This window comes from Kribbella sp. NPDC059898, assembly GCF_042730855.1.
Lineage (GTDB): Bacteria > Actinomycetota > Actinomycetes > Propionibacteriales > Kribbellaceae > Kribbella.
The window spans coordinates 173,906-200,382 of the sequence record NZ_JBHWKR010000010.1 but is presented as its reverse complement, the minus strand read 5'-3'; the positions used below and the strand labels follow the sequence as shown (position 1 = coordinate 200,382).

Genomic DNA, 26,477 nt, shown 5'->3' with positions numbered 1-26,477 from the left:
CCGTCCTTACAAAGAGGTAATGGTCACGCCCAGCGACCGCATGTGGCGGGTCCAGGTCTCCAGGGTCAGCAACTGCCAGATCTGCTTCGAGTAGTCCTCGCGCCCGGCCCGCTCGTCGTCGACGAGCTTCTGTACGGCGGCCCGCTGCAGGAACCCGCTCCCGACCAGCTCACCGCGCAGCAGCGTGTCGTCGACCAGCTCGCGCAGGTCGTTCCGCACCCACGCGCGCAGTGGCGCACTGAACGACGCCTTCGGCCGGTAGATGATCTCCTTCGGCAACCACGCCTCGGCCGCCTTCTTCAACGCCAGCTTGCTGACCCGGCGGTGGATCTTCTCGCTGCCCGGGATCGAGAAGGCGGCATGCGCCACGATCGGGTCCACGAACGGCGTCCGTACCTCGGTCGACGCCGCCATGCTCGCGCGGTCCGTGTACGTCAGGTTCAGCCCGGGCAGGAACAGCCGCGAGTCCGCCAGGCACATCCGGTTCACGTGGTCGTCGAGCGCGTTGTCGTGGTAGATGTCGCTGTGCTCGGCGAGCAGCTTCCCGACGTACGGCTCGAGGTCCGGGCTGATCAGCCCGGCGAGCTGGTCCGCGTCGTACATCGTGTAGCTGCGCCGGAACGCCTCCTCCTCGGGCAGGTTCGCGAACGTCTCGAACCGCTTCGCCCAGCGCGCGTACCGCAGCCCGCGCCCGTTGACGGTGACCGGGAGCCGCCGTACGGCCGGCCCGACCACGCCGTTCCGCAGTACGCCGGGGAGTCGTTGGTACTGCGCTCCCATCACGCAGGCGAGGTGCTTGCGGTAGCCACCGAACAGCTCGTCGGCGCCCATCCCGGACAGCAGGACCTTCACGCCCGCGTCGCGCGCGGTCTCGCACATCAGCAGCGTGTTGATCGCGGCCGGATCGCCGATCGGCTCGTCCAGATTGTCGACAATCCGCGGAAGCAGCTCGACGACGTCCGGAGCGATCTCGATCTCGTGCAGGTCGATGCCGAACTGCTTGGCCAGCTTGCGCGCGTAGATCGCGTCGTCCGGCATCGCTTCGAGCTTCTGGTCCTGCGCACGGAACGTGATCGTGTACGAGTCGATCCCCGGGTCCAGCTGCTTCGCCAGTACGGTCACGAGGCTCGAGTCGAGGCCGCCGCTGAGGAACGTCGACACCCCTACGTCGGCGACAAGGTGCGCGGCGACCGACTCCTCGATCACCTGGCGCAGGTCGGCGGGCGGGCCGGCGGCGGCCTCGGCCGCGACATCGGCGACCCGCCAGTACGTCTCGTGCCGGCTGCTGCCGTCCGGGCGGAACTCCGCCCAGGATCCCGGTGGCAGCTTGTCGACGCCGTCGATCGCGCAGCGCTGTTCGGGCAGCCAGTAGTAGAGCATCGACGCGATCAGCGCGCCGGGTTCGGTGCGCAGCTCGGACCCGATCGCGGCGACGAGTGCCTTCAGTTCGGACGCGAAGATCACCCCGCCCTGCCGGCGGAGGAAGTACAGCGGCTTGATGCCGAGCGGGTCGCGGGCCAGGTACAGGCTGCCGCTGTCCTCGTCCAGCATCGCGAACGCGAACATGCCGCGGAACCGCCGGAGCGCGTCCGGACCCCAGCGGCGCCAGGCCTCCAGCACGACCTCGGTGTCGCTCTGGGTGCGGAAGTGCACGCCCGACTTGGACAGCTCGGCCCTGAGTTCCTTGTAGTTGTAGAGCTCGCCGTTGTAGCAGATCGTCAGCCCGCGCTTGCTGAACGGCTGGTCCGCGGCCGCCGACAGGTCGATGATCGACAATCTGCGGTGCGCGAGGAACGCCCGGAGGTCGCCTTCGTCGAACGCGTACACCTGGTCCGCCTCCGGACCGCGGTGCGCGATCCGGTCGCTCATCGTCTCCGCGAGCGCGAAGCCGTCCCGCTGCTGGTAGCAGCCCGCGATGCCGCACACGTCAAGACCCCGTCTTGACGCCGGCGACCGGGCCGAGCCGGCTGACGTGCCCGGTCAGTTGGTCGTACACCTCGAGGTAGGCCTTCTGCTGGTGCTTCCACGCCAGTACCCGTTCGACGCGGTCGCGGCCGAGCTTCGCCATCCGGCGCCGGCGGACCTCGTCGTCGAGCAGGTCGAGGATCGCCTCGCCGTACTTCGCCACGTCGTTCGGCTCCACGTAGACCGCGGCGTCGGCGGCGGACACCCTGGTCTCGACCAGGTCGAAGGCGACGACCGGGAGCTCGAACGCCATGTATTCCATGGTCTTGTTCATCGTCGACACGTCGTTGAGCGGATTCTTCGGGTCGGGGGAGAGGCCGAGGTCCGCGGTCGACATCACCGCGCGCACGGTCTCGTCCGGCACCCGCCCGGTGAATTCGATGTACTCGCCGAGCCCGAGCTCGTCCCGCAGCGCGACCACCTCGTCGAACGAGTCGCCGCCGCCCATCAGCGTGAACGCGATGTCGGTGCGTTGCAGATTGTTGACAATGTGGTCGGCGGCCCGGACGACGATGTCGACACCGTCCTGCGGGCCCATGACGCCGATGTAGGTGACCAGGTGCCGGTGACCGCGGCGCAGCGACTCGTCGGGCGTACCGCGGCGGAGCTTGTCCGGATCGGGCCCGGTGCGGATCACGGTCACGTCGTGGTTCGCCTTGCCGCTGCGGGTGATCGCGATCCGGCGGTACGAGTCGTTGGTCGACATCACGTGGTCGGCCTGGCGGTGCGTGGTCCGTTCGAGGAAGCGCAAGCCCTTGTACGGCAGGCTCGCCGTACCGCCGAACCTCGACTGGAACAGTTCGGGGCACAGGTCGTGGTGGTCGAAGACGAAGCGCGTGCCGTCGAGGCGGCGCAGCAGCATCGCGATCGGCCAGAAGATGTCCGGTGGGTTGCAGGCCTGCAGCACCTTGAACCGGCCGGCATTGCGGGCCCGGAACACCAGGCGGAGCGTCGTCAGGAACGAGTACACGTACTCCCAGACGAAGCTGACCTTGCTGCCACCCGGCGCGTACGCCTTGTACTTGTGCACGACCACGCCGTCGATCACGTCGTACGACGGATCGCCCGGGCCTTTCGGGCAGACCACGGTCACGTCGTACCCGGCCGCGACCAGCGCCTGGCACTCCAGCCAGACCCGGCGGTCGAACGGCACCCACAGGTTCTGGATGATGATCAGTACCCGCGGACCGCTCACCAGCCCACTCCTTCGTATCCGGGCAGCGCCTCGACGTCGGCGCCGAGCCGGCCGCTCAGGTCGATGGTCCGGGCCGGTGGGTTGTCGAGCAGCGCACCGACGGCGGCGGTGTCGGTCGCGGAGACGATCGCCAGGTCGGCGCCGGCCAGCGCGGCGTCCGGGTCGTCGGTGAGGACGCGTTGCAGGTGTGGCAGCTTCGACTGGACGTGCCGCAGGTTCGCGCCGACCAGACGGGTGGGGTTCACGATCGCGTCGTAGATGCGCAGGTTGTAGCCCTTGCCGATCAGGCGTTCGGCGAGTTCGACGTTCGGGCTCTCGCGGAGGTCGTCGGTGGCGTGCTTGAAGCTCAGCCCGAGCAGCGCGATCTCGCGGCCGGGGCCGGCGATCACGCGGTCGACGATGTCGCGGACGCTGCGCTCGTTGGTGGCGAGCGCGCCGGACAGCAGCGGGAGCTCGGTGTCGTTGGTCCGGGCGAGGTGCAGGACGCTGCGCAGGTCCTTCGGCAGACACGAGCCGCCGAACGCGAAGCCGGGCTTCAGGTAGTACGGCGAGATGTTCAGGCTGGTGTCCTGCACGAAGATCTTCATCACCTCGCGCGAGTCGACGGCGAAGTGCCGGAAGATCCGGCCCATCTCGTTCGCGAACGAGACCTTCGTGGCGTGGAACGCGTTGCACGCGTACTTCAGCGCCTCGGCCGTCCGGACGTCGACGATCTGTACCTCTTGGCCGAGGAACGCGAAAAGGTCGGTCAGAGCGGTACCGACTTTCGGGTTGCGGGTGCCGACTACGACGAACGGCGGCGCGTAGAAGTCCGCGAGCCCTGACCCTTCGCGCAGGAACTCGGGGCACATCGCCGTACCGAACGTCAGCCCCTCCGGCGTCGGCACCTCGGCCAGCACCTGCGCGACGACCTCGTCCACCGTCCCCGGCGGGACCGTGCTGCGCACCACGATGCTGTGAAACCCGGACTCGGGCCGTACGACGTCCCGCGCCGCCTCGGCAATGTCCCGCACGGCGCGCTTGATGTAGGTCAGATCGGTACTCCCTGCCGAGGTCGACGGCGTACCCACACAGATCAACGAGACATCGGCACCGTCCAATGCCACCCGCGGATCGGTAGTAGCCCGCAACCGCCCCGCCGCAACGCCCTCCGCGACAAGCTCATCCAGCCCCGGCTCAACCACAGGACTGTGCCCGCGCGCGATCGGCTCCACCTTGGCGGTGTCGACATCCACCCCCCACACCTCATGCCCGGCAGCAGCCAGACAAGCCGCCGTCACCGACCCCACATACCCCAAGCCGAACACGGCAACTCTCATAACGCCCCCCACAGGCAAGATCCGACGTCCCCACGCCCCAGCGCCCATGAGAGCACCCACCCCACCACGCTGATACACCCCTGTGGAAACTTCCCGCGAGAACTTCCCTCGGGAAACTATCCTGGAAGACCGAAGTTGCCCGGCCCTCCCGACATCGGAGTGATCATGGAAGCCCTGTACGACCTCCCGAACGGCGACCGAGTGCGCGTCATCGACACCACCACGGTCGGCCAGAGCCTCGGCCGGGTCCTGGAACTGTTCCGCTCCGGCCATGCGGAACCGGTCTTCTTCGGCGACAGCCCGCGCCCGGAAGGCGTGGTCATCTCCTTCGAACAGTGGGCCGAGTACGAAACCCTCAAAGAGGACGCCGAGACCGACCGTCGAATGCAGGACCTCACCCGCGAACGCCTGGCCAACGCCCGCCCGGAGGACTACGTGCCGTACGACGACATGCTCCGCGAGTGGGGATTGGACGAGAAGGACGGTGGCGGTGACAAGCGGTGAACTACCGGCTGGTGGTGCATCCGGAACTTCGCCGGGAGGCCAACAGGCTGTATGAGGCGTGGAAGCAGGACCCGAGCAGCGATGCCGGCCGAGAGTTCGAGGCGTTCCGCGACGCGATGGAGGCATTGCGTGATGGCCGGGAAGGCGAGTACATCGGCAAACAGCTGAGCTACGGCCCGTCGTCCCACGACCTCCGGGACGCCGCGGAGATCAAGGTGGACGTGTTCCCCGAAGGAGGCACCCGCGAGCGCCCGCGGCCATCGCACCGGATGGTCTACCGGGAGTTCGAACCGCTGCCGAAGGTCGAGGACGGTCGGGTGGTCAAGGACCCGAACGCGCAACCGGTCCGGCAGATCGTCGCTTTCAACCACCGTCGGGATGATCCGGCCGCGATCGCGGGTGACCGGCTGGGTAGGGTACGCGGCCAGCCTGACCGGAACCTGCACGGCCTGATCGGCGGAGGCCGTCCGGAAGTCGGTCCGCAGCGAGCTGGCGTACAGACCACGCCGCACCGGCTCCCGATGCCGCAGGACGTGCTGCAACAGATTCTGCGGGACAGTCCGCCGGCGGGTACGGCGCCGAAGCCGGCCGCGGCGCCGCAGGCGAACGTCAATCGTCCGGCTGGGCCGGGCAGCTCGCAGTCGAAGGAACGTTGACCTCTGTCTCACGCCCCAAATTGGCTGTATCAGGGCGGGATTCCGTTGATCTGTATTGGGCGACGGGAACTTGTGGGGTGAGGGGATGGCGGGATGAGGGTTCTGGTTGCGGGGGATCGGGGTTATATCGGGGCGGTGATGGTGCCGTTTCTGCGGGGGCGGGGGCATCAGGTCGGGGGGCTGGACTCCGGGTTGTACGAGGGGTGCGACCTGTTGGGTGGGCCGGAGGCGATCGGGGAGCGGGGGCCGCGGGATCTGCGGGACGTGACGGCGGCGGAGGTGCGGGGGTACGACGCTGTCGTGTGCCTGGCCGCGTTGTCGAACGATCCGCTCGGGAACCTCGACAAGGCCGCGACGTACTCGGTCAACCTCGACGGGACGCTGAATCTCGCCCGGGCCGCGAAGGACGCCGGCGTCGCGCGGTTCCTGTTCGCGTCGTCGTGCAGCCTGTACGGCGCGGCGGGGTCGGAGGCGGTGACCGAGGAGGCTGAGCTGTTCCCGGTAACGGCGTACGGTGAGACGAAGGCGCTGGCGGAGCAGGAGCTGTCGAAGCTGGCCGACGACAACTTCAGCCCGACGTACCTGCGGAACGCGACCGCGTACGGCGCTTCGACACGGCTGCGGCTCGATATCGTGGTCAACAATCTGACAGCGATCGCGATGACGTCCGGCCAGGTCCGGCTGGAGAGCGACGGCACGCCGTGGCGGCCGCTCGTACACATCGAGGACATCAGCCGCGCGTTCGAGGCGGTCCTCGAAGCGCCGCGGGAGACGATCCACGACGAGGCGTTCAACGTCGGCCGGTCCGAGGACGTCGTCCAGGTCCGCGACATCGCCGAGATGGTCCGCGAGGCGGTCCCGGGGTCGACGCTGTCGATCGCCGACGGCGCCGGGCCGGACCTGCGCAACTACAAGGTCGACTTCGGCAAGCTCAACGACACGTTCCCGGAGCTGCGGCTGCAGTGGTCGGTCCGCAAGGGCGTCGACGAGCTGTACGACGCCTACCGGCGGCACGGCCTCACGCTCGGCGACTTCAACTCCGCGCAGTTCGTCCGGCTGCGCCGCATCCAGCAGCTGCTCGACGCGGGGCTGGTCGACAATCGGCTGCGCCGCAGCACCGACGCGCAGTTCCCCGGGCCGAAGGAGCTGCAGCCATGACCGATCCCGCCTGCCGGCTCTGTGGCGAACCGCTGACCCGGACGTTCGTCGACCTCGGCATGTCGCCGCCGTGCGAGAGCTACCTGCGCGCGGACCAGCTCGACAGCGGCGAGACGTTCTACCCGCTGCACGTCCGGATCTGCGGCAACTGCCTGCTCGTCCAGCTGCCGGCCTACGTCGCGGCCGACGACGTGTTCAGCGACTACCTGTACTTCTCGTCGTACTCGACCAGCTGGGTCGAGCACGCGCGCCGGTTCGTCGTCGACATGCAGGAGCGGCTGGACCTGGACGAGAACAGCCTGATCGTCGAGGCCGCGAGCAACGACGGCTACCTGCTGCAGCACGCGGTCGCACAAAACATCCCGGTACTCGGCATCGAGCCGGCCGCCAACATCGCGAAGATCGCGAACGAGAAGGGCATCCGCACCGAGAGCTATTTCCTCGGTGAGGCGACCGGCAAGGACGCGGCGGCGCGGCACGGGAAGGCGGACCTTGTCGTCGGCAACAACGTGTTCGCGCACGTGCCCGACATCGTCGACTTCGCCAAGGGCCTGCGCGCGCTGGTGAAGGACGACGGCCTGGTGTCGCTGGAGTTCCCGCACCTGCTCCGGCTGATCGAGAACCGGCAGTACGACACGATCTACCACGAGCACTACCAGTACCTGACCCTGAAGACGGCGGCCGAAGCACTCGGGAAGGCCGGGCTGACCGTGGTCGACGTACAGGAACTGCAGAGCCACGGCGGCTCTCTCCGGTTGTTCTCGTCACCGAGCGGCGAGCCGACCGAGCTGGTCGGCAAGGTGCTGCAGGACGAGCAGGACGCCGGCCTGCACACCGTCGAGGGCCACCTGGGCTTCGCCGACGAGGTGTTCACGATCAAGTCCGACCTGCTGGAGTTCCTGATCCAGGCCCGCCGCGACGGCAAGACCGTCGCCGGGTACGGCGCTCCTGGCAAGGGCAACACGCTGCTCAACCACTGCGGGATCCGCGAGGACCTGCTGCCGTACACGGTGGACCGCAGCCCGCACAAGCACGGCATGTACCTGCCGGGCACGCACATCCCGATCTTCGCCCCGGAACGCCTGGCCGAGACGCGTCCCGACTACATCGTGATCCTGCCGTGGAACCTGCGCACGGAGATCGTCCACCAGCTGGGCTACGCACGGGAGTGGGGCGCGAGGTTCGTCGTACCCATCCCGCGGCTCGAAGTTATCTGACACGAGGGGCAGCAGCATGAAGGTCGTGATCTTCTGCGGGGGGCACGGACTGCGGATGCGCAGCGGCGTCGACTCCGCACCGAAGCCGATGATGACGATCGGCGATCGGCCGGTCCTGTGGCATGTGATGCGGTACTACGCGCACTTCGGGCACACCGAGTTCATCCTGCCGCTGGGGTTCGGCGGGAAATCGGTCAAGGAGTACTTCCTGCGCTACGAGGAGACGGTCTCCAACGACTTCGTGATGACCAAGGGCGGGGAGCAGATCGAGCTGCTCGAGTCCGACATCAGCGAGTGGAAGATCACCTTCGTCGACACCGGGATCGACACCAGCATCGGTGAGCGGCTGCGCCGGGTCCGGCCGTACCTGGAGGACGACGACGCGTTCCTGGCGAACTACGGCGACGTGCTGACCGACGCGCCGATGGACAAGATCGTCGACCACGTGATGACCAGCGACATCACCGCGAGCCTGCTCGCGGTGCCGCCGCAGGCGTCGTTCCACGTCGTCGAGTTCGGCACCGACTCGCGGATCACCGGGCTGCGGTCGGCCGCCGACCTGAACGTCTGGATCAACGGCGGGTACTTCGTGCTGAAGAAGGAGATCTTCGACGTCCTGCACGAGGGCGAGGACCTGGTCGGGGACGCGTTCCCGCGGCTGGCCGCGATGAGCAGGCTGGAGGCGATCCCGCACCACGGGTTCTGGGCGCCGATGGACACGCTCAAGGAACGCAGCCAGCTCGAGGACCTGTACCGCTCCGGCAAGAAGCCGTGGGCTTTGTGGAGCCATCAGACGTCGGCGATGGCGGCGGTCTGATGCTCCCCTTCCAGCTCGGCCTGATCGAGGGCCCGGTCCATCTGGTTGCCCTCGGCGCCCACCCGGACGACATCGAGATCGGCTGCGGCGGCACGCTGCTCAAGCTCGCCGAGTCGGTGCCGGAGCTGTCCGCCGAGTTCGTGATCGCGACCGGTACGCCGGTCCGCCTGGAGGAGGCGCGCCGGGCGGCGGAGCTGTTCCTGCCCGAGTGCGAGGTCACCGTCACGTCGGCGGAGCTTCCCGACGGCCGGCTCCCGGCGTACTGGAACCAGACCAAGGAGTTGCTGGAGGCAACGGCCCGCGGCAGCCGGCGTGCTGACCTGGTGCTGGCTCCGAGCCGGACCGACGCGCACCAGGACCACCGGCTCATCGCCGAGCTGGCGCCGACCGTCTGGCGCAACCACCTGGTGCTGCACTACGAGATCCCCAAGTGGGACGGCGACTTCAGCCGGCCATGGCTGTACGTCGAGCTCACCGAGGAGCAGCTCCGCGACAAGATCGCCCTGCTGCACAAGGCGTACCCGTCGCAGGTCCCGCACGACTGGTTCGACGAAGAGGTGTTCGCCGGGCTGGCGCGGCTGCGCGGGATGGAGTGCCGGGCGCCGTACGCCGAGGCCTTCACGACGGCGAAGGCGACCTTGACATGGTGAGCTTCCGGTGTCGTGGATGCGCGGGGGAGAACGTCGTACCCGTGGTCGATCTCGGTGCGCAGCCGTGTGCCGACTACTTCCCGGCCGCCGAGACCCCTGGGCCGGATCCGCGGTGGCCGCTCGCGCTCTGGTTGTGCCGGGGGTGCACGCTGGTGCAGCTCGGGCCGGTTGAGCCGCAGCTGCCGGAGGAACCGTTGGCTGTCGAGTCGGCGACCAGCCGCGCGCATGCGGAGGCTTCGGCCAAGGAGATCCTCGGCGAGTATCCGGACCTGAACGTGGTGTTCGAGTTCGGCAGCCCGCACGGGGGTTCGTGGCTCGAGCATCTGACAGCGGCGGGCACAAGGCTCGCAGAGGACGGTGAGAAGGCCGACCTGGTCGTCGACGTGCACGGGATCGTGCACGAGCCGCGGTACGGCGAGATGCTGAAGCTGCGGGCGGACCGGCTCGCGCCGGGCGGGCTGCTGGTGATGGAGTTCCACCACCTGCTGCCGTTGTTCGTCGGGAACCAGTTCGACACGGTCCGGCACGGCCACTGGGTGTACATGTCGCTGCGCGCGCTGCGGAACCTCGCCGCGCTGCACGGTCTCGCGGTCGAGTCGGTGCGGCAGGTCGACATGTACGGCGGCAGCCTGCTGGTGATGCTCCGGCACGGCGCGGACGCCCACCCGGACGCGTCGGTCGACGTCGTACTGGAGGACGAGGACGCGGCCGGCATCGCGGACGAGGTACAGCTCGGCACGTTGCAGGAGGCCGCGTGGCATGCCGCCGGCGCCCTGCACGTCGAGCTGGCCCGGCACCGGGCCGCGGGTCGCACGGTCCTCGGGTACGGCGCGCCGTCGAAGGCTCCGCTGCTGCTCGACCTGAGCAAGGTGACGACAGACCTGCTGCCGTTCACCGTCGACCTCGCACCGGGCAAGCACGGCCGCCGGATCCCCGGCAGCGGCCTGGTCCCGATCCGCCCGATCGCCGAACTCACGGCGGCCCGGCCGGACGTCGTACTGGTCCTCACCTGGGACATCGCCGACGAGATCATCACCCAGCTCGAGGACGGCGGCGGCTGGGGAGCGACGTACCTGATCCCACTTCCGGAGCCATATGAGAGGGGGCGCTGACGATGCGCCGAATACTCCGGCGACTACGAGACACCCTCCCGCAGTTGCCGGCGATGCACCGTCTGCGGTGGCGCGTCACGTCCCGGGAGAAGCTGTTCTCCCACGTCTACGAGACCGCTGGGTGGGCCAGCGGGGAGTCCGGATCGGGCACCGGGTCCGAGCTGCGGGCGACCGTCGACATCCGCCGGAACCTGCCGGAGGTCCTGCACCGGCTCGAGGCGCAGTCGCTGCTGGACGCGCCCTGCGGTGACCTGAACTGGATGCGTCAGATCGACCTTCCGGTGCGGGAGTACTACGGGGTCGACATCGTGCCGAGCGTGATCGCGGCGAACCAGCGGCAGTTCGGCGACGAGCAGCGGCAGTTCGTGGTCGCGGACCTGACCCGGGACGAGCTGCCGCGGGCGGACGCGATCCTGTGCCGGGACTGCCTCGTGCACGTCTCGTTCCAGGACGCGGCGCGGATCCTGGACAACTTCCGCAGCACCGGCGCGACCTGGCTGCTGACCAACACCTATCCGGAGGTCGAGCACAACCGGAACCAGTTCACCGGCCGGAACTGGCGGCGGCTGAACCTCGGCCGGCCGCCGTTCGAGTTCCCCGAACCGGTCGAGTCCTTCCCGGACGGCGGTGACGTCGACCCGAGCCGGATCGGCGTCTGGCCGCTGCAGGAACTCGCGCTGCCCGTCCCGCACGAGACGGGGCGCTGACCCATGCGCGGGGTGTTCCGCCGGCTCACCTGGGGACTGGCCGACCAGGCCGTGACCAGCCTGGTCAGCTTCATCGTGGGCATCGTCGTCGCCCGGTCGCTGGGCGCGCTGGAGTTCGGCGCGTTCAGCCTGGCCTGGGTGACGTACGGCGTGGTCGTGAACATCTCCCGTGGTCTCGCGACGGACCCGCTGGCGGTGCGCTTCAGCGGCGTTCAGCGTCCGGTCTGGCGCGCCGCGGTGGCCGGTTCCTCCGGTACCGCGATCGTGGTCGGCGTCGTGATGGGTGCGATCTGCGCGGGTATCGGCGCGGCCCTCGGCGGCCGCACCGGAGCCGCGTTCGTTGCCCTGGGCATCGTGCTTCCCGGGCTGATGCTGCAGGACAGCTGGCGGTTCGCGTTCTTCGCCGCCGGTCAGGGCAGCAAGGCGTTCGTCAGTGACATCACCTGGGCGCTCGGTCTGGTTCCGGCGTTGTACCTGGCGTCGCGGAGTCCGAGCGTCACCCGGTTCGTGGTGGCGTGGGGTTGCGCGGGGATCCTGGCCGCGCTGGTGAGCGGCGTACAGGCCGGTGTCGTGCCGAGGGTGACGCGGGCGCGGCACTGGTTGACGGAGCATCGCGATCTCGGCCTGCGGTACCTGACCGAGAACCTGACCCAGAGCGGTGCCTATCAGCTGCGGATGTACGGACTCGGCGCGTTCGCGGGAGTCGCCGCGGTCGGCACTGTCCGCGGTGCGGAGATGCTGCTGGGGCCGTTCTTCATCGTGCTGTCCGGTGTCGGGCTGGTGGCGGTGCCGGAGGCTGCGCGGGTCCTTCGCCGATCTGCCCGCAGGCTGCAGCTGTTCTGTCTCCTGCTGGGCGGGGCGCAGGCGACCGCCGCGCTCGCCTGGGGTCTGCTGCTCCTCTTCGCGCTTCCGGACAAGTGGGGGCACGCACTGCTGGGCGAAGTCTGGCTGACGGCCTCGGCATTGGTGCTGCCGGCAACGTTGGCGGTGGCGGCGGCCGGATTCAACACCGGTGCGGCTGCCGGGCTACGAGCTCTGGGCATCGCGCGGCGCAGTCTCAAGGCACAGCTCTGCGCGTCGGCGTTCTACCTGGTCGGCGGCGTCACCGGCGGCGCGGTCGGCGGCGCGCTGGGCTCGGCCTGGGGAGCGGCGGGCGCGACGACGTCCAGCGCGTTCGTCTGGTGGTTCACGCTGCGCGTGGGAATCCGTGAGCGCCGGCAACTGGGCTCCGAGCCGATCCCCGCGCCGCAGCAAGCCCAAGTAGAGGAAGCGAGAAGCGCATGAACGCGGTACCGCGGCTGACCGTCGGTCTGCCGGTCTACAACGGTGAGAAGTACCTGGCCGAGTCCCTGGACGCCCTGCTGGGGCAGAGCTACGGCGACTACCGGATGATCATCTCCGACAACGCGTCGACCGACGCCACCGAGGAGATCTGCCGGGAGTACCAGGCCAAGGACGGGCGGATCACGTACTTCCGCCAGCCCGTGAACATCGGCGCCACCCCGAACCACAACTGGTGCTTCGAGCAGTCGGACACCGAGCTGTTCAAGTGGGCGTCGTACGACGACCTGTACGGGCGGGACCTGCTGAGGCGTTGCGTCGAGGCGCTGGACGACGACCCGTACCTCGTGCTGGCGCACGCCTACCAGGCGATCATCGACGGCGCCGGCGACATCGTGCTCGAGGTCGACTACCCGCTCGACACGGCGAATCCGCACGCGCCGGACCGGTTCCGCAGCCTGCTGTTCGACGTCGGCGGCGACGACTTCTACGGCGTGATGCGCTCCGACATCCTCCGCCGGACGCCGCTGAACGGCAGCTACCACCACTCCGACCGGACGATCATGGCCGAACTGGCGCTGTACGGCCGGTTCAGCCAGGTGCCCGAGTTGCTGTTCTTCCGGCGCGACCACCCGGATCGCGCCGAGCGCGCCAAGCCGACGATCCGCTCGCGGTCGGCGAACATGGAGCCGCGGCGGGCGAGCCGGTTGCGCAACCCCACCGTCCGGTTGCTGGCGGAGTACGTGAACGGGTTCGTCGGAGGCATCCGCCGGGCGCCGCTGTCGGCCGCCGACCGGCGGGAGTGCTACCGGCACCTGCTGGGCTGGATGGCGAGCCGCGCGGCCGGCCGGTCGACGGGACGGATCGAGGACAGCAAGCCGGCGACACCGCCGGCCCGGATCCCGGAGAGCTCGGCAGTGGTTCGCGGCGAGGCGTCCTGACCATGAGCGAGACACCGCGGCCACCAAGGGTGGCGTTCTTCGGGCTGCTGGGGTCGGGCAACCTCGGCAACCACGGTTCGCTGGACGCGATGCTGGACTTCGTCCGGACGCGCCATCCGGAGGCCGAGCTCAGTTGTGTCTGCGCCGATCCGGTGGAGTTCGAGCGCCAGTACGGCATCCCGGCGGTCGCGATCACCTGGTACCAGCAGCACGGCCCGGGGCGTTCCCGGCTCGGCACGGCCGTCCGGAAGACGTTCGGCAAGGTCGCCGACCTGGTCCGGATGCCCCGCCTGGTCCGCAACTACGACGTGGTGATCGTGCCGGGGATGGGCGTGCTCGAGACGACGCTGGAGGTCCGCCCGTGGGGCTGGCCGTACGCGCTGTTCCTGATGGCGTTGTCGGCGCGGCTCGCCGGTGTGCGGACCGCCTTCGTCAGCGTCGGCGCGAACTTCGCCCGCGAACGCACGCTGCGGCGGCTGTACGTCGGCACGGCCCGGCTCGCGTCGTACCGCTCGTTCCGGGATGCCTACTCCCGCGACGCGATGCGGCAGATGGGCCTCGACACCAGCGCCGACGAGGTGTACCCGGACCTCGCCTTCGGGCTGCCGGCGCCGGCCGTGCCCGAACGGCGGGAGCGGATCGTCGGTCTCGGCGTGATGGCGTACCGCGGGACCAACGCGGATCGGCACCAGGCGGAGGAGATCCTCGCCGAGTACACCGCGAAGATCACCGAGTTCGCCCGCTGGCTCGTGGACCAGGGCTACCGGATCCGCCTGATCATCGGCGACCCGGCCGATCTCGTCGTGGTCGACGCGATCGTCGCGGACCTGCGCCGGACCCGGCCGGATCTCGGCGAGAAGCGCGTGGTCAGTGAGCCGGCCGAGACTCTCGGGGAGCTGATGACCCAGGTGGCCGAGGCCGACCTGGTCGTCGCGTCGCGGTACCACAACGTGCTGTCGGCGCTGAAGCTGTCGAAGCCGACGATCTCGATCAGCTACGGAACGAAGAGCGACGTGCTGGTGGAGCAGATGCGGCTCGCCGAGTTCCGGCAGCCGCTCCGCGGACTCGACGTCGCCCGGCTGATCGACCAGTTCCGGGCGCTCGAGGCGCGGGCGCCGTCGGTCGTGCCGGCCATGCGGGAGCGGAACGCCGAGTACGTGCGGGAGCTCGAGCGGCAGTACGACGTCCTGTCCGCGGTGCTGTTCGGCGGGACCCGGGCCGCGGCGGAACACGTCGTACTGGAACAGGGGGAGTAGCGATGGAAGTCATCGAGGTACCGGCGATCGCCCGAGCGCTGGTGTTCCGCCCGGCACCGCACCGCGACGAGCGGGGGTTCTTCTCGCGCACCTTCGACCGGGACGTGGTGAAGACGGCCGGTTTGGACCCGGACGCCTTCGTGCAGGACAGCATCTCGCGCTCGCGGCGGGGCGTCGTCCGCGGCATGCACGTCCGCTCCGGCCGCGGCGAGGCGAAGCTGGTGCGCTGCTCGTACGGCGCGGTCTTCGACGTGGTCGTGGACCTGCGGCCGGGCTCACCGACGTACCGGAACCGGGAGACGTTCGAGCTGACCGGCGAGAACCAGGTGACCGTGTACGTGCCCGCCGGGTGCGCGCACGGCTTCCAGGCGCTCACTGAACCGGCGGACGTGTCGTACCGCATCGACCGCGCGCACGACCCGTCCGAGGACGTGGCGATCCGGTTCGACGACCCGGAGCTGGACATCCCGTGGCCGCTTCCGATCACGCTGATGTCCGAGCGCGACAAGGCCGCCCACTCACTCGCCCTGGCCACTGCGAGGCTGACATGAAGTCCTTCGAGAAGTCCGTTGCCGCGAACAAGCGACTGCACGACCTGATCCCCGGCGGGGCGCACACCTACGCGAAGGGCGAGGACCAGTACCCGTTGGAGATGGCACCCGTCATCGACCACGGTCTGGGCGCCCACGTCTGGGACGTCGACGGCAACGAGTACGTCGAGTACGGCTCCGGCCTGCGCGCCGTCAGCCTCGGCCACCGGCACCCGAAGGTGCTCGAGGCGGTCCGGCGGGAGCTCGATCGCGGCAGCAACTTCGTCCGGCCGAGCATCGTCGAACTCGAGGCGGCCGAACGGTTCCTGACCTCGGTGCCGACGGCCGAGATGGTGAAGTTCGCCAAGAACGGCTCGGACGCCACCACGGCCGCGGTCAAACTGGCCCGCGCGGTCACCGGCCGTCCGCTGGTCGCGCTGTGTTCGGACCACGCGTTCTTCTCGATCGACGACTGGTTCATCGCCCGGACCCCGATGTCGGCCGGCATCCCCGCGGAGTACGGCGACCTGACGGTCGGCTTCCCGTACGGCGACCTGGCCGCGACCGAGGAACTGTTCCGGCAGCACGACGGCCGGATCGCCTGCCTGATCCTGGAGGCCGCGACCCAGCACGACCCGCCCGCGGGCTACCTGGAAGGCCTGCGCGACCTCGCCCACCGGTACGGCGCGCTGCTGATCTTCGACGAGATGATCACCGGCTTCCGCTACTCCGAGGCCGGTGCCCAAGGCCTGTACGGCGTGACGCCCGACCTCTCGACCTTCGGCAAGGCGCTCGGCAACGGCTTCGCGGTGTCGGCGCTGGCCGGCCGCCGCGAGTACATGGAACGCGGCGGCCTGCGGGACAGCCGGGAGCGGGTCTTCCTGCTGTCCACGACTCACGGCGCCGAGACGCACGCCCTGGCCGCGGCCATCGCCGTGATGGACGTGTACGCCGAGGAGGGCATTGCTGCCCGGCTGCACGAGCGCGGCGAGCGGCTGGCCGCGGGCGTCCGCGAGGTTGCCGCGGCTGCTGGTGTTCAGGACCACGTGGTGGTCCGCGGCCGGCCGAGCAACCTCGTGTTCGCCACTCTCGACGAGCAACGCCAGCCGTCCCAGCCGTACCGGACGCTCTTCCTCCGCCAGCTCATTCTCGGCGGCGTGATCGGCCCGTCGTTCGTGGTCAGCAGTGCGCTCACCGATGCCGACATCGACCGTACCGTCGAGGTCGTCGCACAGGCCTGCACGGTCTACCGCCAGGCGCTCGACGCGCAGGACGTGACGGCTTTCCTGCCAGGGCGGCCCGTGCAGCCCGTCTTCCGCAAGTACGCCTGAGGGAACCTGTGCGTCGTCAGATCCTGCGACGGCTGAGTTGGGGAGTCGCCGACCAGGCGGTGTCCAGCCTGGAGAACTTCCTGCTCGGTGTGTACGTCGCCAGGACACTCGGAGCCGCGAGCCTCGGCGCACTCGGCGTGGCGTTCGTGGCGTACGGGATCATCCTCAACGTGTCGCGTGCGCTCTCCACCGACGCGCTGATGGTCCGGTTCAGCGACGTTCCGCGACGGACCTGGCGCCAGGGGGTCGCGGCCTCGAGTGGTGTCGCGCTGCTCGTCGGGCTCGCCGGTGGAGTCGGCTGCGTCGCGATCGGGGTGGTCCTGCGGAGCGCGATGCCGGGCTCCGAGGTCGGAGGCGCCTTCATCGCACTGGCCGCCGGGCTGCCGGGGCTCACCCTGCAGGACAGTTGGCGGCAGGCGTTCTTCGCCGCGGGCGAAGGGGCGAAGGCCTTCGTCAACGACTCGGTCTGGACCGTGCTGCTGCTCGGTGCTCTGCTCGTCGGCGGGCATGCCGGTGCTCACGGGGTCGCGTGGTCGCTGCTCGCGTTCGGAGGGTCGGCCACGCTGTCCGCGCTGTTCGGCGTGTTCCAGGCCGGGATCGTGCCGCGACCGCGGGCCGCGACCGGCTGGCTGCGCCGGCATCGCGATCTCGGTCCGCGTTTCCTGGTCGAGAACGTCGTACTCGCCTCGGTCGGGCAGGTCCGCGCTGTCGTGGTGGCGGCGACCGTCGGACTGGCGGCGGTCGGCGCGATCAGGGGCGGTGAGATGCTGGTCGGCCCGGTGAGCGCGCTGTTGATGGGTCTGGCGCAGGTCGCCGTACCGGAGGCGGCGCGCGCCGTTCGACGGAGCGACCGGCACCTGCGGCGGTTCTGCCTCGGACTGAGCGGTGGACTGGCCGTCGTGTCGTTCGCCTGGAGTCTCGTCGTCCTTGTCGTCTTCCCGTTCGGGCTCGGCAGGGTGCTGCTCGGGACCGTTTGGCCGCAAGCTCAGGTGCTCGTGCTCGGTATCACGGTCAGGAACCTGGCCGGTTGCCTGCAGGTCGGTCCGTCGGCCGGTCTGCGCGCACTGGGCCGAGCCGACCGGACCATGCGCTGCCAACTCGCCAACGCTCCACTGGCCGTCGTGTTCTGCGCCGCCGGAGCACTCGCTTGGGGAGCCCAGGGCGCCGTCTGGGGCTCCGCACTCGCCGCGATCCTCGGCACCGGAATCTGGTGGCAGCAGCTGACGAGTGCGCTCCGACAGCACGTGCCCGAGGGATCACCCGCCTGAAGCGAGGACCCCGCGGAGGTGGTCGGCCAGGCGGAGCGCGAGCGCGATGATCGTGAACGTCGGGTTGGACGCCCCGTACGTCGGGAAGACCGACGCTCCGGCGACGTAGAGGTTCTGCACCGAGTGCACGCGCCCGTCGCCGTCCACGACGCCCTTGTGTGGATCGGCGTTCATCCGCGTGGTGCCCATGTGGTGATGGTTGCCTTCGACAAGTGTCGCGGGTACGTCGTCGAACAGCGTCTCGACGTACCCGAACCCGCCGGCCCGGAAGGCTGCGGCCAGAATGTCGACCGACGACCGGAGGGACTCCTGGTCCTCGGCCGACCGCCGCCAGGTCACCCGTGCGACGGGGATCCCGAGGTCGTCCCGGCGCGAGCCGAGCGACACCCGGGACAGGCTGTTCGGCGCCTGCTCACCCATGGCGCGGAGCATCAGCGTCCGCGGCCGCGACATCACCTTGCCCAGTGCGAGGTCGGCGACATCGGGAAGTCCCGTGACGACGTTGCGTACATGGGTACCGAACCCGTCGATCCGGGGCCGCCTGCCGGCGGCCTTGCGCAGGGTGGTCAGCGACCGGACCGCCGGCGTCGCGACCGCTGCCGGCCGCGGGACCAGCGAGAACGTGCAGTTCAGCAGATCCTTGTCCCGCTGGACGTTCTCGGCGATCCGGACCGCGCCCGTCGCGCCGTGCAGGTCGGCGAAGAATCTCGCGTCGTCGACCGTGTGCGCACCGGACAGCACGACGTGGCCGACCGGCATCGACAGCCGTTCGGCAAAGTACCGCCCGACCAGGTCGTGCTCGTTGCCGATGCCCTTGCCCCCGTCGGCGGTCAACAGCAGCCGGGCGTTCTCGATCCCGCCGGTCGCGAGTACGACGATCCTCGGCCGTACGACGAACCGGCTGCCGTCGTCGCGTACGGCGGTGATCGACACGACGCGCCGGCCGGACGGATCGGTCGTGATGTCGGCCACCCGGCTGTGCAGCTCGACCCGCACGTTCGCGGAACGCGCGAACATCTGCAGCTCGTCCCTGAAGTCCGCGGAGCAGACCTGGAACAGTGCGGGCACGATCTCGTCGTCCTGCACCGGCGGCGCGGGCCGGCCGTCGGACATCGGGTCACCGTCGACCAGGTCGTACGGCGCGAGGCCGCAGTCCCGCTGGGCCCGCACGTAGTACGGCATCAGGTGGTCGCGGTCGAACGGCCAGCCGAAGTCGGGCCGCCCGGGGCGGGACTCGAAGTCGATCGGGTCCAGCGGACGGGCGAGCCACCCGCCGTGCAGAACTCTCGGATGCCGCAGCGTGCCGCCGAAGGCGCGAACCCTCGATCGGTGCAGCTGGTGCAGCGGGTAGCCGTCGGTCTCGCCCTTGCTCAGCCGTTGCACGCGGCGCTCGACGTTCGGGCCACCGCTCTCCAGGATGCAGATCCGGGCCCCGGTGCCGGCCAGCGTCCGCGCGACGCCGATGCCCGCGGGCCCGGCGCCGATGATGCAGAGATCGGTGACGATCTCCGCGGCGTGTGAATTCGGCACCGCGACATACCTCCTCAGTCGCACCACAGCTGACCCCGAGTTCTTCCCCCTCCGAAGAGAGCATTTCCATCGGGCGTTGATACAGGGTCTTCCGTCGCTACCCGCGACGGGGCATCAGCAGAACCGCCCCCGCGGTGACGAGGAGTCCGCATCCGTACCCGCCGAGTGCGTCGGTGGGGTAATGCGCAGTGAGGAGGATCTGCCCCCAGGCCATCAGGCCGCCGCCGAGAACGCTCACCGCCGGCACGACCGCCGTACCGCGAACGCTGGTGGTGCGCAGGAGGTCGGCCAGGAGCAGGCCGATGATCGTGGCAGCGACCGTGACGGCGGCGACGTGGCCGCTGGGGTAGGAGAGGGAGCCGTCGTGGATCCGGCGGTCGACGACGTACTTCAGCACCGTGCTCAGCAGCGTGGCGGCCACCATCGCGGCCACTGCGGCGATCGCCAGCATCCGGCGGCCGGCGACGAGGCAGACCGCGGCAAGGGCGATTGTCAGCACGGCCCGGCCGGTCGGTTCGCCCAGCCAGTCGAGAGCGTGGGCGAGGTTCCACAGACCTGCCGGTGACTTGTCGACGAGCTGCTGGACCGAGCCGTCGAGCCGGCTCGGGCCGGTATCACCGGCGAACGCAACAGCCGGTACGGCGAGCAGCACCGCACCGACCGCGGCCAGCACCGCCAGTGGCCGGCGCAGCCCCTGTCCGAGCGCCGGCAGTGTCCGAGTTGACACCATCCCCACCCCCTGTAGTCAGTCTAGAACGCACCTGATTCGTTCGGGCTCGGGCTGCGGTTGCACACGCCGGGCTCCGAGCCCGGTGCCGCGTTCATTGCCCTAGGCATCGCAGTCACAGCGACCTCGGGCCGCGGTTCCTGGTCGAGAACGTGGTGCTCGGCGCGGCTGGTCAGGTGCGTACGTTGGTCGTCGCAGCGAGCGATGGACACCCCTGCGGTGCTGGGAGATACTGATTTTGCCTGGGGAGGCATGTCGGGGGACACACATTCTCGGTGGGGGGACCACGAGACATGGAAGAAACAGCTACTGCCGTTATTGGCGCGGGCCCGCACGGCTTGGCCGCCGCAGCACACCTTCGCCGGGCCGGGGAGGAATTGCGGGTCTTCGGTGATCCGATGTCGTTCTGGCAGACCATGCCCACCGGCATGTTGCTGCGCTCGAACTGGACAGCCACCTGCATCGCCGAGTACGAAGGCCCGTTGTCGCTGGACTCGTACCAGGCTGAGACCGGTCGCAGCTTCACCAGGCCGGTGCCGCTGGACGAGTTCATCGGCTACGGCCTGTGGGTGCAGTCGAAGGTCGCGCCGGACGTGGACCGGCGGTGCGTCTCGAGCGTGACCCGAGAAGACGATGCGTTCGTGCTGACGTTCGCCGACGAGTCGCAGTTGCGGGCCCGGCGGGTCGTGGTGGCGGCCGGCATCGACGACTTTGTGAACCGTCCCGAGGTGATGGCCGGGCTGCCGTCCGAACTCGCCTCACACACCGGTGAGCACAAGGACCTCGGCGGCTTCGCCGGCAAGGAGGTCCTGGTCGTCGGAGGTGGCCAGAGCGCTCTCGAGTCGGCTGCACTGATGAAGGAGTCCGGTGCCGTGGTCGAGGTCGCGGCCCGTGCGGACCACATCAACTGGCTACACGGCGGCAAGTACCACCGCATGCTGGGCCGGCTGGCACCGCTGGTGTACGCACCGACGGACGTGGGGCCGATGGGCATCTCCCGGATCGTCGCCGAGCCCGGGCTGTTCCGGCGGCTACCGCGCGGCGTACAGGACAAGATGGCCTACCGCGCGATCCGCCCGGCCGGTGCCACCTGGCTGGTCGACAGGCTGGCCGGCGTACGGGTCCGGACCGGGGTACAGGTGCTCGAGGCACGGCCGAAGGGCGACCGGCTCGACGTGACGCTGAGCGACGGCCGGACCCGGACCGTGGATCATCTGCTGTTCGGCACCGGGTACCGGGTCGACATCAGCAGGTACCCGTTCCTGGACAAGGACGTGGTGCGGCAGGTGCGCACTGTGAACGGCTACCCGGTGCTGCGGCCCGGGATGGAGTCGTCCGTGCCCGGACTGCACTTCCTCGGAGCGCCCGGAGCGTACAGCTTCGGTCCGATCATGCGGTTCGTGGCCGGCGGGTGGTTCGGAGCCGAGACGCTCACCCGGGCAGTGCGGGGCCGTTCCGGTGCGGACGTCGTACGGAAGCCGACGCTGGAACCGATGGGCGATGGGGCATGACAAGGCGGTCCGGCCGGAGCCCGAGCGCTACGGTCGGGGCTGTCGTCATCGGAGGCGACTACCAGGGGCTCGGCATCGCCCGCAGTCTCGGCCGGTACGGCGTACCGGTCGTGGTTCTCGACGACGAGCACTCGATCGGCAGGATGTCCCGGTACGTCTCGAAGTACGAGCGGGTGGGCGACCTGCGGGACGCGGGGTACACAGTGCGCACCCTCCTGGACGCCGGACGCCGGCTGGGCCTGGACGGCTGGGTGGTGTACCCGACCCGCGAGGAGACGGTCGCGGCGATCGCGGCGAACCGTGATGACCTGCTCGGATCGTTCCGGCTGGTCACGCCCGGTTGGGAGGCGGTCCGGCCGGCCTGGGACAAGCGGGAGACGTACCAGCGGGCCGAGCGGCTGGGCATCCCGATCCCGCGATGCTGGTTCCCGTCGACGCGCCAGGACCTGGCCGAGGTCGACGTCAGCCGCCCGGTGATCCTCAAGCCGGCGATCAAGGAGCACTTCTTCTACGAGACCAGGGCCAAGGCCTGGCGGGCCGACACCCGCGCCGAGCTCGAGCAGGCGTTCGACCGGGCGACCGCGATCGTCGGCGAGGGCGAGATGATCGTCCAGCAGCTGATCGAGGGCGGCGGCGACCGGCAGTTCGGGTACGGCGCGTTCTTCAAGGACGGTGTGGCGGTCGCGGAGATGACGGCCCGGCGGTTGCGTCAGCATCCGTCGGACTTCGGCCGCGCCTCGACGTACGTGGAGACGATCGACGAGCCGGAACTTGCCAAGCACTCGTGGAAGTTCTTGCAGGACGTGGACTACTACGGCCTGGTCGAGCTCGAGTACAAGCAGGACCCGGCGGACGGGCAGTTCAAGCTGCTGGACGTGAACGCCCGGACCTGGGGTTACCACACCCTCGGGTACTCGGCCGGCGTGGACTTTCCGTACCTGGTCTACCGTGACCAGCTCGGGTTGCCGGTGGAGCCGGTTCAGGCGCGGGCCGGGGTGCGGTGGATCCGGCTGGCCACCGACCTGCCGAACGCGGCCAAGGATCTCCGCGCACGACGGTTGCGGCTGGGCGAGTACCTGAAGACCCTGCGTGGCATCGACGCCGAAGCCGTGTTCAGCCTGCGGGATCCGATGCCGGCGTTGTACGAGATCGCGATGCTGCCGTACCTGGCCGTGAAACGAGGCCTGTGACCGATGTTCGAGGCCACCCATCCGTTCGCGTTCTTCGACTACTTCAGGGTCCCGTACGACGTGGTGCCCGCTGACGCCGACCGTGAGATCGGCACGCTGACCGCACAGAACTCGGGCCGCAAGCTGTTCTGGTACCGCGGCAAGAACACCCGGACAGGGCGGTTCCGGATCGGGGCGGTCAACGTCGCCGGGCGGATCCACACCGGTCCCGTGCCCGTCGCGGGGACGAGCTGGCGGCGTACCGAGGAAGTCCTCGGCGCCGACGGGCGGCCCGTCGCAGCTGTCCAGGAAGATGCTGACGGCAACGTCTTCCTGCCGTTCGACCCCGGGCAGGTGATGGGTTTCCTGTGGTCGGAGTCGTACACCACGATGGGCAGCGCGCGCGTGACGCGGAAGTTGCGCAAGGCAATGGTCAAGACGTACTACGCGGTTCGGCCGCTGCTGCCGAGGCCGTTGCAGCTGCGGATGCGGCGGACGTTCGCCAAGCACCAGGCGCCGCCGGAGTTCCCGGCGTGGCCGGTCGAGCACGGCCTGCAGGACCTGTACGACTGGCTGCTCGAGCTGGCCGGCACGGTGGCGGGGGAGCCGGTGCCGTGGATCGACCTGTGGCCCGAGGGCAAGACCTGGACGATGGTGCTCACGCACGACGTCGAGCAGGCAGGAGGCCGCGACGACATCGAGCTGCTGCGCGGTCCGGAGCGGGAGCGCGGCTACCGGTCCTCGTGGAATTTCGTGCCCGAGCGGTACGTCACCTCCGACGACCTGGTCGCAGAGCTCAAGGCCGACGGCTGCGAGGTCGGAGTCCACGGGTTGCGACATGACGGCCGCGACATCGCGTCGAGACGGCTCCTGGAACAGCGGCTGCCCGCGATGCGGTCGTCCGCGGACCGCTGGGGCGCAGCCGGATTCCGGTCGCCGGCGACGCAACGCCGGTGGGACCTGATGCCGACGATGGGCTTCGACTACGACTCGTCGTACACCGACTCCGACCCGTACGAGCCGCAGCCCGGCGGATGCTGCACCTACCTCCCGTTCTTCAACGAGGAGTTGGTGGAGCTGCCGATCACGCTGCCACAGGACCACACCGTGTTCGAGATCCTGCAGCACGACGGTTCGGTCTGGGTGTCCAAGGCGCACGCGATCCGCGAGCGGCGCGGCATGGTACTCGTGCTCGTGCATCCGGACTACGCGCGCGACGAGCGGCTGCTGACCGCGTGGAGCAAGCTGCTCGACGAGTTCGCACACGACGAGACGGTCTGGCAGGCGCTGCCGCGCGAGGTTGCCACCTGGTGGCGGGACCGGGCCGGCAGCCGTCTGGTGCACACCGCCGACGGCTGGGTACTCGACGGCCCGGTCGCGGGCCGCGGCCGGGTCCGGCACGGCCTGCTGGTGAGGGCGTGACGCCATGCACGTCGTGATCGTGGTCGAGAACGTCCCACTCGGTGTCGATACCCGGCTGCGCAAGCAGGTCGAGGACCTGCTGGACGCCGGCTGCCGGCTGACGGTGATCAGCATGCGTCATCCCGACAACACGCCGTACCGCGACCGGCTGCGGCTGCTGGAGTATCCGCCCCCGGTCGAGCGCCCGGGGCCGGTCGGGTACGCGATCGAGTACGCACAGGCCTTCGGCTGGGCGGCCTGGCACGTCCTGCGGACCCGGCTCCGCGGCCGGATCGACGTACTGCACTTGTGCCAGCCTCCGGACATCTACTTTCCGCTGGCGTGGATGCTGCGCCTGACCGGCACCCGGATCGTGATCGACCAGCGCGATCTGATGCCGGAGCTGCTGCGCGGCCGGTACGACGGAGACCCACCGGGGCAGCTGCTCCGCATTCTGCGCTGGCTGGAACGCCGGTCCCAGAAGGTCGCGCAGCACGCGATCACCGTGAACGGCTACCTGAAGGACCGGATGGTCAAGGCCGGCGCCGAGCCGGACCTGGTCACGGTCGTGCGCAACGGCCCTGTCCTGGCCCGCGTGCGGCAGGCCGAGCCAGACCCGGCGTTGCGGGGCGAGCACCGGCACCTGGTGTGCTGGATCGGCAAGATGGGTCGCCAGGACCGGGTCGATCTCGTGGTCCGCACCGCCGAGCGGATGGTCCGCGAGCTGGGCCGCACCGACTGCGGGTTCGTGGTGCTCGGTGACGGCGAGTGTCTCGAGGAACTGCGAGAGCTCACCCGGGAGCTGGACCTCGAGCGCTGGGTGAGCTTCCCCGGGTGGTTGCCGGAGGCATCCGTCTTCGGGTACCTGGCGACCGCCGACGTCGGCATCGACACCAGTTTGCAGGTCGAAGTGTCGCCGGTGAAGGCGATGGAGTACATGGCCCTCGGCCTACCGGTGGTGTGCTTCGACCTGCAGGAGAGCCGGGCCATCATCGAGGGCGCGGGCCGGTTCGCCGCGCCAGGCGACGTCGCCCAGCTGACCGACGCCGTGGTGGAGTTGCTCGACGACCCGGCCATGAGTAAGCAGCTCGGTGAGGCCGGCCGACGCCGGATCACCGAGGAACTCGCGTGGGAACGCCAGGTCCCCGCCTACCTGAGCGCCGTGACCGGCACCCGCCTTCCCGCCGACCGCTGAGACCTCGGCCCGATGACCGGGACGGTGCGCGAGCAGCTATCGGGATGCGGTCGGCTTGGGCCTGGAGCCGCGCTGCGGTACGTGCATACCGGGTGCCAGTGTCAGCCAGGAGTGGGAGTCCAAGGTCTTGCGCACCCGCTTGACGTAGTCCTGTGCACCCGCGGTCATCCAGGCGCCGGCGTACCAGGTGCCGACGCAGCCCCACAACAGGTCCCGCGGTTGTGTGGACGGCGGCGAGCCGGTGAGCCACCACATCCAGCCCTCCATGCAGCCGCGGATGAAGGCGCCGTAGTAGTCCAGGGCGAACGCCGTCGAGTCCCGGTTGAACGGGAAGGTGCCGTTCTGGTTGCCGGACATGTCCGTCCAGGCCGGGTCCTGCCAGGACATCACGCCGATGATCGAGAACGTCTTCGGGCACTTACCCGGACCGTAGTCGCGCTGATAGTCGTACCCGAACTGCCCGATTCCGCGGCAGTAGACCCCCGACGCCTCGGTCGCCCGGTCGAACTCGTCGCCGCAACCGCGCTTGTCGACGCATCTGCCCGCGGCGTCGGTCAGGTACTGGTACCAACTGGACTCGGTGATGGCGACGGCGCGCAACAGATTGTCCGAGAGGCCCCACTTGCAGGCGGCCCACTGGATGTTCTCGTCGGTGGTTCCTGTGTGCCGGCCGGAGACCCGGGCGAGCAGCCAGGTGTCCCAACGCTGGTCGTACGTCTGCTGGCTCGCGCGTGGACGGCTGCTCAGCGAGAGGCGGACGGCCTCCCGGTCGGGCATCCGCCGGTTGGCTGCGGTGTTCTCCGGGCGTGGTTCCCAGGTCGAGGGGCGCACCCGGCCGGCACAGGTGGCGTCGTCCGGAAGCGATTGCCAGGACCCGGCCGGCAGGGTCTCGAAGTACCCGGACTCCGGCGGGCGCCCGTCGGCCGGCGCCGGTAAGGGCAGGGCGACGGCCACCACAACCACTGCGGCCGCCACGCCTACCATGGCCGGCCGGACCAGCCTGCGGCGCTGCGGTCTCATCAGATCCCCCCAATTCC

At 69.6% G+C, this 26,477-nt stretch carries 24 protein-coding genes; 18 read left to right on the top strand and 6 right to left on the bottom strand.

Features of this window, described 5'->3' with window-relative positions:
• Positions 1–6: 6 nt before the first annotated feature.
• Genes asnB through ACFV9C_RS28850 form a run of 3 tightly spaced genes read right to left on the bottom strand, consistent with a single transcriptional unit; the run spans position 7 to position 4,479 of the window.
• A complete protein-coding gene (gene asnB / locus ACFV9C_RS28860) occupies positions 7–1,926 on the bottom strand; it encodes an asparagine synthase (glutamine-hydrolyzing) (protein WP_380198580.1) in 1,920 nt (639 codons plus the stop codon).
• 1 nt (position 1,927) lies between these two features.
• A complete protein-coding gene (locus ACFV9C_RS28855; protein WP_380198578.1) occupies positions 1,928–3,160 on the bottom strand; it encodes a glycosyltransferase family 4 protein in 1,233 nt (410 codons plus the stop codon).
• Positions 3,157–4,479, bottom strand: a complete 1,323-nt coding sequence (locus ACFV9C_RS28850) for a UDP-glucose dehydrogenase family protein (RefSeq protein ID WP_380198576.1) — start codon at positions 4,477–4,479, stop codon at positions 3,157–3,159. The genes ACFV9C_RS28855 and ACFV9C_RS28850 overlap by 4 nt, the downstream gene beginning before the upstream one ends.
• A 165-nt stretch (positions 4,480–4,644) precedes the next feature.
• Here ACFV9C_RS28850 and ACFV9C_RS28845 point away from each other — a divergent pair, with 165 nt between their 5' ends.
• The 14 genes from ACFV9C_RS28845 (at position 4,645) to ACFV9C_RS28780 (ending at position 17,907) form a co-directional block, all read left to right on the top strand.
• Positions 4,645–4,983, top strand: a complete 339-nt coding sequence (locus ACFV9C_RS28845; RefSeq protein WP_380198574.1) for a hypothetical protein — start codon at positions 4,645–4,647, stop codon at positions 4,981–4,983.
• On the top strand, positions 4,980–5,639 hold the full coding sequence (locus tag ACFV9C_RS28840; RefSeq protein ID WP_380198573.1) for a hypothetical protein: 660 nt from the start codon (positions 4,980–4,982) through the stop codon (positions 5,637–5,639). The genes ACFV9C_RS28845 and ACFV9C_RS28840 overlap by 4 nt, the downstream gene beginning before the upstream one ends.
• A gap of 93 nt (positions 5,640–5,732) precedes the next feature.
• The gene (locus tag ACFV9C_RS28835; protein ID WP_380198572.1) at positions 5,733–6,797 is read left to right on the top strand and encodes an NAD-dependent epimerase/dehydratase family protein; all 1,065 of its coding nucleotides are present in this window, start codon (positions 5,733–5,735) and stop codon (positions 6,795–6,797) included.
• On the top strand, positions 6,794–8,014 hold the full coding sequence (locus ACFV9C_RS28830; protein WP_380198570.1) for a class I SAM-dependent methyltransferase: 1,221 nt from the start codon (positions 6,794–6,796) through the stop codon (positions 8,012–8,014). The genes ACFV9C_RS28835 and ACFV9C_RS28830 overlap by 4 nt, the downstream gene beginning before the upstream one ends.
• A gap of 16 nt (positions 8,015–8,030) precedes the next feature.
• Positions 8,031–8,831, top strand: a complete 801-nt coding sequence (locus ACFV9C_RS28825) for a glucose-1-phosphate cytidylyltransferase (RefSeq protein WP_380198568.1) — start codon at positions 8,031–8,033, stop codon at positions 8,829–8,831.
• The gene (locus tag ACFV9C_RS28820; protein WP_380198566.1) at positions 8,795–9,481 is read left to right on the top strand and encodes a PIG-L deacetylase family protein; all 687 of its coding nucleotides are present in this window, start codon (positions 8,795–8,797) and stop codon (positions 9,479–9,481) included. Before ACFV9C_RS28825 ends, ACFV9C_RS28820 begins: the two co-directional genes overlap by 37 nt.
• Complete coding sequence (locus ACFV9C_RS28815; RefSeq protein ID WP_380198564.1) at positions 9,478–10,593, top strand: class I SAM-dependent methyltransferase; 1,116 nt, start codon at positions 9,478–9,480, stop codon at positions 10,591–10,593. The genes ACFV9C_RS28820 and ACFV9C_RS28815 overlap by 4 nt, the downstream gene beginning before the upstream one ends.
• Before the next feature lie 53 nt (positions 10,594–10,646).
• Entirely contained in the window at positions 10,647–11,300 is a 654-nt protein-coding gene (locus ACFV9C_RS28810; RefSeq protein ID WP_380198562.1) for a class I SAM-dependent methyltransferase, read from the top strand.
• Positions 11,301–11,303: 3 nt separating this feature from the next.
• Complete coding sequence (locus ACFV9C_RS28805; protein WP_380198560.1) at positions 11,304–12,584, top strand: hypothetical protein; 1,281 nt, start codon at positions 11,304–11,306, stop codon at positions 12,582–12,584.
• On the top strand, positions 12,581–13,522 hold the full coding sequence (locus ACFV9C_RS28800; RefSeq protein ID WP_380198558.1) for a glycosyltransferase family 2 protein: 942 nt from the start codon (positions 12,581–12,583) through the stop codon (positions 13,520–13,522). The genes ACFV9C_RS28805 and ACFV9C_RS28800 overlap by 4 nt, the downstream gene beginning before the upstream one ends.
• A 2-nt stretch (positions 13,523–13,524) precedes the next feature.
• Positions 13,525–14,778, top strand: a complete 1,254-nt coding sequence (locus ACFV9C_RS28795; RefSeq protein ID WP_380198556.1) for a polysaccharide pyruvyl transferase family protein — start codon at positions 13,525–13,527, stop codon at positions 14,776–14,778.
• A gap of 2 nt (positions 14,779–14,780) precedes the next feature.
• On the top strand, positions 14,781–15,329 hold the full coding sequence (locus ACFV9C_RS28790) for a dTDP-4-dehydrorhamnose 3,5-epimerase family protein (protein ID WP_380198554.1): 549 nt from the start codon (positions 14,781–14,783) through the stop codon (positions 15,327–15,329).
• On the top strand, positions 15,326–16,639 hold the full coding sequence (locus ACFV9C_RS28785; RefSeq protein WP_380198552.1) for a glutamate-1-semialdehyde 2,1-aminomutase: 1,314 nt from the start codon (positions 15,326–15,328) through the stop codon (positions 16,637–16,639). Before ACFV9C_RS28790 ends, ACFV9C_RS28785 begins: the two co-directional genes overlap by 4 nt.
• 8 nt (positions 16,640–16,647) lie before the next feature.
• Positions 16,648–17,907 carry a hypothetical protein gene (locus tag ACFV9C_RS28780; RefSeq protein ID WP_380198550.1) on the top strand — a complete coding sequence of 420 codons (1,260 nt, stop codon included), beginning with the start codon at positions 16,648–16,650 and terminating at the stop codon, positions 17,905–17,907.
• Here the strand turns inward: ACFV9C_RS28780 and ACFV9C_RS28775 are convergent.
• Entirely contained in the window at positions 17,896–19,437 is a 1,542-nt protein-coding gene (locus ACFV9C_RS28775) for a GMC oxidoreductase (RefSeq protein ID WP_380198548.1), read from the bottom strand. The two genes, ACFV9C_RS28780 and ACFV9C_RS28775, sit on opposite strands and share 12 nt — an antisense overlap.
• A gap of 97 nt (positions 19,438–19,534) precedes the next feature.
• A complete protein-coding gene (locus tag ACFV9C_RS28770; RefSeq protein ID WP_380198546.1) occupies positions 19,535–20,164 on the bottom strand; it encodes a phosphatase PAP2 family protein in 630 nt (209 codons plus the stop codon).
• A 293-nt stretch (positions 20,165–20,457) separates the two neighbouring features.
• On the opposite strand from ACFV9C_RS28770, the gene ACFV9C_RS28765 reads away from it, so the two are divergent.
• The 4 genes from ACFV9C_RS28765 to ACFV9C_RS28750 are packed head-to-tail and all read left to right on the top strand — an operon-like array spanning position 20,458 to position 25,440.
• Entirely contained in the window at positions 20,458–21,675 is a 1,218-nt protein-coding gene (locus tag ACFV9C_RS28765) for an NAD(P)-binding domain-containing protein (protein WP_380198544.1), read from the top strand.
• Positions 21,672–22,865, top strand: a complete 1,194-nt coding sequence (locus tag ACFV9C_RS28760; protein ID WP_380198542.1) for an ATP-grasp domain-containing protein — start codon at positions 21,672–21,674, stop codon at positions 22,863–22,865. Before ACFV9C_RS28765 ends, ACFV9C_RS28760 begins: the two co-directional genes overlap by 4 nt.
• Before the next feature lie 3 nt (positions 22,866–22,868).
• Positions 22,869–24,266, top strand: a complete 1,398-nt coding sequence (locus ACFV9C_RS28755; protein ID WP_380198540.1) for a hypothetical protein — start codon at positions 22,869–22,871, stop codon at positions 24,264–24,266.
• 4 nt (positions 24,267–24,270) lie between these two features.
• Entirely contained in the window at positions 24,271–25,440 is a 1,170-nt protein-coding gene (locus tag ACFV9C_RS28750) for a glycosyltransferase family 4 protein (RefSeq protein WP_380198538.1), read from the top strand.
• A gap of 36 nt (positions 25,441–25,476) precedes the next feature.
• Here ACFV9C_RS28750 and ACFV9C_RS28745 read toward each other — a convergent pair whose 3' ends face one another.
• Positions 25,477–26,460, bottom strand: a complete 984-nt coding sequence (locus tag ACFV9C_RS28745; RefSeq protein WP_380198536.1) for a hypothetical protein — start codon at positions 26,458–26,460, stop codon at positions 25,477–25,479.
• Positions 26,461–26,477 lie beyond the last annotated feature (17 nt).

Coding starts and splice junctions, on each gene's coding strand:
- ACFV9C_RS28850 (WP_380198576.1), bottom strand. CDS start 4,479: ATGAGAGTTGCCGTGTTCGGCTTGGGGTATGTGGGGTCGGTGACGGCG.
- ACFV9C_RS28845 (WP_380198574.1), top strand. CDS start 4,645: ATGGAAGCCCTGTACGACCTCCCGAACGGCGACCGAGTGCGCGTCATC.
- ACFV9C_RS28835 (WP_380198572.1), top strand. CDS start 5,733: ATGAGGGTTCTGGTTGCGGGGGATCGGGGTTATATCGGGGCGGTGATG.
- ACFV9C_RS28830 (WP_380198570.1), top strand. CDS start 6,794: ATGACCGATCCCGCCTGCCGGCTCTGTGGCGAACCGCTGACCCGGACG.
- ACFV9C_RS28825 (WP_380198568.1), top strand. CDS start 8,031: ATGAAGGTCGTGATCTTCTGCGGGGGGCACGGACTGCGGATGCGCAGC.
- ACFV9C_RS28810 (WP_380198562.1), top strand. CDS start 10,647: ATGCACCGTCTGCGGTGGCGCGTCACGTCCCGGGAGAAGCTGTTCTCC.
- ACFV9C_RS28805 (WP_380198560.1), top strand. CDS start 11,304: ATGCGCGGGGTGTTCCGCCGGCTCACCTGGGGACTGGCCGACCAGGCC.
- ACFV9C_RS28800 (WP_380198558.1), top strand. CDS start 12,581: ATGAACGCGGTACCGCGGCTGACCGTCGGTCTGCCGGTCTACAACGGT.
- ACFV9C_RS28795 (WP_380198556.1), top strand. CDS start 13,525: ATGAGCGAGACACCGCGGCCACCAAGGGTGGCGTTCTTCGGGCTGCTG.
- ACFV9C_RS28790 (WP_380198554.1), top strand. CDS start 14,781: ATGGAAGTCATCGAGGTACCGGCGATCGCCCGAGCGCTGGTGTTCCGC.
- ACFV9C_RS28785 (WP_380198552.1), top strand. CDS start 15,326: ATGAAGTCCTTCGAGAAGTCCGTTGCCGCGAACAAGCGACTGCACGAC.
- ACFV9C_RS28765 (WP_380198544.1), top strand. CDS start 20,458: ATGGAAGAAACAGCTACTGCCGTTATTGGCGCGGGCCCGCACGGCTTG.
- ACFV9C_RS28760 (WP_380198542.1), top strand. CDS start 21,672: ATGACAAGGCGGTCCGGCCGGAGCCCGAGCGCTACGGTCGGGGCTGTC.
- ACFV9C_RS28755 (WP_380198540.1), top strand. CDS start 22,869: ATGTTCGAGGCCACCCATCCGTTCGCGTTCTTCGACTACTTCAGGGTC.
- ACFV9C_RS28750 (WP_380198538.1), top strand. CDS start 24,271: ATGCACGTCGTGATCGTGGTCGAGAACGTCCCACTCGGTGTCGATACC.
- ACFV9C_RS28745 (WP_380198536.1), bottom strand. CDS start 26,460: ATGAGACCGCAGCGCCGCAGGCTGGTCCGGCCGGCCATGGTAGGCGTG.